A 7,631-nucleotide genomic window follows, 5' to 3' on the forward strand; every position below is an offset into this window, starting at 1 on the left:
GGCTTCCGCCTGGCCACCGACGCCGATCCGGACACGGCCGCCTCCGAAGAGCCCGATGCCATCGACGCGGCCCGCAACAACACCGCCTGGTCCAAGAAGAAGAGCTACACCGACGATACGGTGGAGTACAAGTACACCGAACGCAATCTGGGCAACGTGAACTACCTGGATATGAGCCAGATCTATAAGATCGGACCGAACGAGCTGTACTTCTACGGCGATGTGATCAAGACCGAGAAGGGCGGACGGGTGGACCGCACGCTGAGCGCTGCCGAGTACCAGGCGGCTCTGAAGGGCACCGCGCCCAATCCGGCCGTAGGCGGCGAGGACTGCTGGGATCGCACCATCCAGGGCGACCTCATCGTGCGCGAGAACAGCCCCGTGTGGGTGATCGGCTCTTCTATGCCCAGCTCCATCACGAACAATGCCGCCTGCGTGCACAGCTCGGCCTTCATTACTGAGCTGCCCAAGATCCAGGGCACGCCCCAGGCGCTCTACGGCACGCGAACCCTCTCCAATGATGCGGAAGTGGGTCAGTCGCTCACCTTGCTTGCCGACGACGACACGCCGAAAGAGGCGGTGAATGCGGTGGCCTCGGCCTTCGAGTCCAACGGCGCCAAGGTGAACGTGGCCTCCAGCGAGACGGGCGGCATCCAGGGCGAGGATCCCGATGTGGTGAAGTCCGACTCGGTGCATGTGAACCATTTCGCCACGGTGGTGCCGCGCTACGATGACACCAAGTATGCTTCCTACGAGCGCAGCCGTTGCGGCTTCTTCCGCTCGGAGGAGAAGCCCACCATCAAGATCGACGCGAAGCAGTGGTACTTCTCCGGCACGGCCAACGACGGCTACGGTTGGAACAGCGAGTCCATCATGCTCGACCCGACCGACTCGTTGTTCCTGCGCTACGAGATCACGTTGTACAACCTGTCCGAGGGCCAGCTGAACCTGCTCGGCCATTCGGCACTCGGCAGCGGGCTCGATAACAGCGGGGAAGTGGGCTACCACGTGGACACCTGCACCAATCCGTCGGTGTCGGCGCTGCTGCCCCGTATCCAGAACTTCGGCCCCACGCCCGGCTCGATGTTCTCCGACCTGCCTGCGCTTACCCGCGATCAGCAGACGCGTCTGAGCCAGGCCGATGCCGTGCAGGCTCTCGGTCAGAAGGTGCAGACCTTCAACTACGACGCGAGCGAAGATATCGTGGACGCCGATGGCAACATCACGCCCGGTCCGTCGCACCAGACCTTCATGAACAACGTGGCGGCCCTGGTGAAGGAACTCGAGGCCATCAAGATCCTCACCGGCGATCGAGTGCCCGATGGCTCGCGCGATGAGGTGGACAACATCATCAAGGCCATCAACGCTCAGATTGAAGTGTTGAAGGGCTATCAGAAGCGCACGGTGGATGAGGACGGCAACGTGACCGAGGCCCACTACGCGCCCGAGAAGGTCACGCCCACCGATGCGGTGCGCTCTGGCAAGAACATCGTGGCGCAGTCCAACGCGCTGCGCAACCGCGTGACCAAGGAACGCCCCTACAGTCGCGTGGTGAAGTACGTGCCCTACACCGATCTGGACAAGAAAGCCACTCACGATGGCCAGGTGGACGACACGGGCCTGGCCCAGAAGGCCGGCGCGGCCTTGAGCCCCCTGAGCGAGAGCTATCGCCGCAACCCCACCGAGAAGAACGCCTCCAATGCGTCGCATATGAACTCCACGGTGCCGCTGTGGACCTACCGCGTGGTGAAGTTCAAGGAGTTCCAGCGCGACACCGAGGGCTACCTGTGGTCGAAGAATGCCGACGACACCTACAACTTCGAGGGTATGGCCGACAGCAACGGCACTATCATCAAGAACCCCGTGCTGCCTGAGGGCGTGCAGCTGCCCACCGAGCCGGTGGGCACCCTGACCGCCTTCGGCAGTCTGACCGATTACGATCCGGTGGAGATCGGCTCGTCGACGGCCGCCCTGCGCGAGGACCCCACCGACCAGACCACGGGCCAGCCGAAGCTCGGCCGCGGTATGGTAGCCAACGGCGGCACGTCCATCTCCGCCAAGGACGAGTTCGCCTACTTGTACAACACGGGCAACGGGGGCACTTCGGCTACGGAGCCCGAGTCGGAGGGATCGACCACGTCCAACACGCGCCGTTCCTTCACGTGGAACTTTGTGGGTCAGAACGACTCCCGCGGCACCCTGAACGCCGGCCAGGCCATCATCGTCGACTTCATGATGCAGTTCTCGCCGAATTCCTCGGCTTCCACCGACGTGGGCAGCGCGCTCGTTTTGTCGTCCTACGCCGACAAGACCGGCTCCTACGACTTCTACGACTGGCCCCTGTTCCAGGTGGAGAACGATCCGGTGACGGGCCAGAAGGTGACGAAGCTCGTGACCAAGGCCATGCTGAACGCCGCCGACAGCTCCATTCAGAAGGACTCCTCCTACCGTTCCGACCTGAACGACGGTAACGGCAACGGCGACCGCTCCGAGACGCTGCTGCGCAAGGACACTTCCTCCATCGGTTGGGCCAACAACGACAACGTGGTGCAGGAGAAGATGGTGCAGCCCGAGTACACCGACGAGAAGTTCTCCAAGCGCTCCCAGACCGCGGCCGTGCCTGAGGGCAGCTCGTACACCTACGAGAACATCCAGCAGTACACGGGCATCAACGAGTCTACGGCGCTTCTGTACAAGCACCCCACCTTCGTGGATGCGCTGCCCTACCCCGGCGACCATATGACGTCCACGTGGGATAGCCGCGCCAAGGCCTACAACCTGCGCCAGTCCCAGTGGTCCGGTTGGCTGGAGGATCTGGACTCCATCAAGGTGGAGTACACCGACACGCGCTCGGTGGAGTCGCTCACCGAGGCCGAGAAAGACGAGCTGGGCCTTACCAACGCCCAGGACGGCGATATTGTGGGCAAGTACGACCTGCGTATCGTCGGAGAGACCGATAAGGTTACCGGCCAGCACCTGGATGCCCAGGCCCAGGTATGGGTGGGCCCCTTCAGCGTGGAGGGAGACGGCGCTGCCAAGAAGATCATCCCGCTTACCCATGAGGATATCGTGCATCCCATCAAGGTGGCCGAAAGCCAGCCCGAGTTCGCCGAGTGGGAGTCCGACAAGGTAGACGAGTTCATGACCCGCTGGGTGGCCGAGCGCACTACGGGCATCGTCGTCGGCGACGATGGCAAGGAAGTTGAAAGCATGTCGGTGTCCTCCTCCATGGCCAAGGCCAACATGGTGGACCTGAACGAGCTGAAGGAGTATGTGAAGGCCCATCCGGCCGAGAAGGAGACTATCACCCGGGCTATCCAGACGGTATGGTGCCGTGTGCTCGACGACAATCTCATCCTCATGGCCCGCAACGGCGACGCGCGTCTGAAGTACACGCTGAAGGCGCCGCTGAACCTTCCCAAGTACCTCGGCAATGCCGGCAAGACCTTCAAGTCCATTGACGGCCTGAAGGAAGACTCCACCGAGCTGCAGAAGCGCCTGTGGGAGACGAGCCAGTGGAACACCTTCATGTCGCAGGTCGACTACCGTTCTGGCGAGAAGGGCCTGACCTATCGCAACCTGGAGGATCGTCCCGCCGGCGTGTACGTGGACGCCCCCGACGGCTACGGCTACATCGGCAGCTACGTGTGGATGGACACCAACTGGGACACGCTGACCAACGACACCGAGGGCGAGCTGACCACCGATACGCTCGGCCGGGAGACCACCTACCACAAGGCCGCCAACGGCCGCTACATCCTGTCCACCGAGAAGTCGGTGAAAGACGGAAAGTACGTATACACCTACGACGGGGGCAAGGACACGAGCGCCCTCATGAAGGACCTCAACTACGACGGCAAGCCCGACGATCCGGGTGTGAACGGCGTGAAGGTAGAGCTGCTGAACGAGTGGGGCGTGCCGGTGAACCGCGAGGGTCAGGCGGTCACCCAGGTGAAGATGGACGCCACCTCTTCGCAGCTGACGTGGGTAAAGGCCGATCCGAAGACCGGTGCGGCCATCCGCGGCCTGTACGGCTACGAGCCGGTGACCACCGCCGAGGGCGTGGACTTGGGCGCCTACGTGTACACCACCGAGTCCGATTACTACAACAACCGGGGCTACTACATGTTCTCTATGCTGACCCCGGGCAAGTACCGCCTGCGCTTCACCTTCCCGAAGCAGTACGCGAACTACGCGCTGACCACCAAGCGCATCGGTGCCACCGAGGCCCCGGTCATCAACGGCAAGGGCGTTGACCAGGGCACCACCGAGAATATCTCCTCCTACATGACGGTGAAGCGCTCGGGCAGCACCATGGTGGCCACCTCCGACGTCATCGACGTGAAGCCGGTGGCCTATGATGCCGACAAGTACTCGGTGGGCCAGGATCCGCAGCACGAGGTGTACGACGCGAAGATGACCAGCTACAACGTGGGTATCGCGCTGCCGGTCACCTACGAGGGCGTGGCCTACCGCGACGACAAGCTGGCCGGTTACGAGGATCAGGAGGAAGATCCCGACTTCGGCGACGGCGACGGCGATGGCGGCGAAGAGGAGGGCCCGGGCAACTCCGGCGGCAACTCCGGCGGCGACATCTTCGGCAAATCGGCTACCGCGTCGGCCGCGCCCGCTGCGACAACCCCCGACCTGACGGGCGAGGCGGGCATCTCCACGATGTCGCTCACGCCCGACAACGCGCCGGCCTACGACGCCTCCAAGGGCGAGCTTCCTCCGTTCATCATGGTGAACGGCAAGCCCACCCTGAACCTGAACAAGTATCTGGAAACCGACGGGTCGGTGGATCCGGAGCTTATCGACGGCGTGCTCGATTGGGTGAACGTGAACCTGGACGAGCCGAATCCCTACGAGTTCGCCCTGGAAGTGGAAGAGCTGCGCCTGAAGAACATGATGGTGCAGGTGATGGTGTACGACGAGAAGACCCGCAGCTGGAAGCAGGCCTACGACACCAACGGCAACAAGGCCATCACCCAAACCGACTGCAACCTGGAGGTGACGCTCGACGGCGGCGCCACCTGGCAGCGCGCCTTCGACGACAACGGCAACAACCTGGTGAGCGCCGAGGTGATCGACGCGCTCGACCAGACCACCGAGTGGCGATGGGTGCCCGCCGCCAGCGGCGCGGCTGCCGAGGCCTCGGGCTCCTTCAAGTTCAACCTGGAGCCGTTCCACAACTACAAGGTGGTCTGCCGCGACACGAAGAACCGCGTGCTGAAGCCCTCGGTTATGAACTGGGAGGACAGCCCGCTGACCCGGCCCACGAAGAACGCCGAGGACCAGACGCTCGATGCCGACGGCAAGCCGAAGGACCAGGTGGCGGCCATGTGGGACAACGACCTGTGGCTGAAGGGCGGCGTGGCCGAGACCAACAGCTTCTACGCCGAGGTGCCCACCGACGCCTCGGGCCGTGCGCTGTACGAGGATCCGAAGAACACCTGGAAGGGCTATAAGATCTACGACAAGCTGGCGCTTGGCTGGATCGACGGCACCAAGGGCTTCCTCGGCAACTACGTGTGGTCGGACAAGAACGACGGCACCGAAACCAGCGGCCTGTTCTACGACGGCCTGCAGGGCGACGTGCCCAATGTGGGCGTCGGCCAGGTGGAGGTGACGCTCGAGCAGTACTACTGGCTGCCCGATGACGCGAAGACTGACGATCCCGCCAACTACGACCCGGGTACGCCGGGCAAGGACGGCACCGGCCAGGGCCGCTGGGTGCTGAACGATTTGGAGTACAAGACCACGCGCTCCACGTCGGCTGGCAGCTATATCTTCAAGGGCGTGTCCACCTATGTGGCCGACCCGAACGCGCCCAAGACCGTGAAGGACGAGGACAAGACGAAATATCTGGCGGGCTACCGCATCCGCATCGACCGCGATGCGCTGAAGCTGGTCACCCGCGACTACGGCGTGACCTTCCGCAACGTTCCCGCGAACCCGCTCACCGGCACCTTCGACGAGGAAGTCGACTCGGATGCCGCCATGGCGGTGCAGCCGGTGAAGGACGCCAACGGCAACGACTACGTGCAGGACGGCAAGGTGGTGTACGCCTACTACCTGAACGAGGCGCCCTCGGCCCGCAACGAGCTGTTCCCGCAGCCTGCGGGCAACGATGACGACGTGGCCTACCAGACCATGGTGGTGCTGGCCGGCGACACCGATGTGGCCGTGCGCAACAGCCTTATCAGCTACTTGACGAGCAACAACATCATAAGCGAGGACGGCGCCGGCGTTCTGACGGTGGATGAGCTGATCGACCGCCTGTCCACCGAGCAGCTGCGCGACTACCTGCTCGCGAACAACGCCATCGAGGAGAGTGACAACCTGAGCGATGCCGAGATGCGCCGTCTGGCCGCCAACCACTCCGGTGCCTCGGATGAGAACGTGCGCCTCGTGAAGGGCGGCTATTCCAACAGCGCCCCGCTGAACTCCTACGACCTAGGTGCCGCCGAACGTATCGAGCACTGGGACGTGGGCTTGGTGGAGGTGCCGCGTTCGGCCATCACCGGCAAGGTGTGGAACGACGATAACTACGACGGCATCATGGACGACGACGAGCCGGGCATGGCCGGCGAGTCGGTGTCGGTGGAGCAGTACTACTATAAGGACGGTGCCTGGGTACGCAACGACCGCTTCGGCGACGACGAGCGCACGAGCGTGGCGGCCAACTGGAAGACCGAGGCCCGTACCGACTTCCAGGGCAACCCCGAGACCTGGTGGGTGCGCGAGTACCCCGGCGTGGACGGGGCCCCGGTGAAGGTGGAGATGAAGGCCGAGCTGGACGGCGACGGCAATCCGCTTCTGGGGGCCACCTATCCCTCCGGCGAGACGGCTGCGGGCGGCTTCGTGACCGTGCACACCGACGAGGAGGGCGTCTACACCTTCGAGAACCTGCCGACCGCCTACACCGATGCCGACGGCGAGCATTACCTGGCTGCCTATCGTGTGGTGCTGAACGGCCTGCACAAGGACGTGGTGACCGACGACGACGGCAACGAGTTGTACGCCACCCCGTGGATGATGACCCACTACCACCAGGGCGACGATGTGGCTGCCGACTCCGACGTGCGCGACAGCGCCTCGCCGGTGCAGGCCTCCTACAAGGTGATCGGCCGTGAGGACGTGGACGGCTCGACGGCGCTGCGTGCCCTGGACGGCCAGATCATCCTGGCTGCCAAGGTGGGCGCCGGTCGTACCCATGCCGGTCAGCCCTCCCAGGTTGAGGTGCCCCGCGCCGACGTGCACGAGGGCGCCGAGGGCACGGTGGCCTACGACTACCTGACCCGTCGCGCCGAGGAGGTACCGGGCGGCGATGTGGGCGAGCTGGCTGTGCCGCGCCGCGAGATCGCTGGCCGTGTGTGGCATGACGCCGACTACGACGGCGTGCAGAAGATGACCGAGAAGGTCACCGACGAGCCGCTGCTGGACGCCGAGGGCAACCCGGTGCTCGACGAGAACGGCCAGCCGGTCATGAAGACCGAGAAGGTGTACGACCAAAGCGAGCCGGGTCTTGAGGGCGAGACGGTCACCCTGACCCAGTACTACTACGACGAGACCCAGACCAATACCGAGGAGGGCGACCCCAACGAGGGCACCCACTGGATTCGCAACAC

General features: G+C 64.0%; 1 protein-coding gene. It reads left to right on the plus strand.

Annotated features, from left to right (window positions below):
- Nucleotides 1-7,631, plus strand: a 7,631-nt coding sequence (locus ACTOXK_RS11340; protein WP_482279940.1) for a hypothetical protein, incomplete at both ends; no start/stop codon positions are given.

Source organism: Adlercreutzia sp., assembly GCF_056795635.1.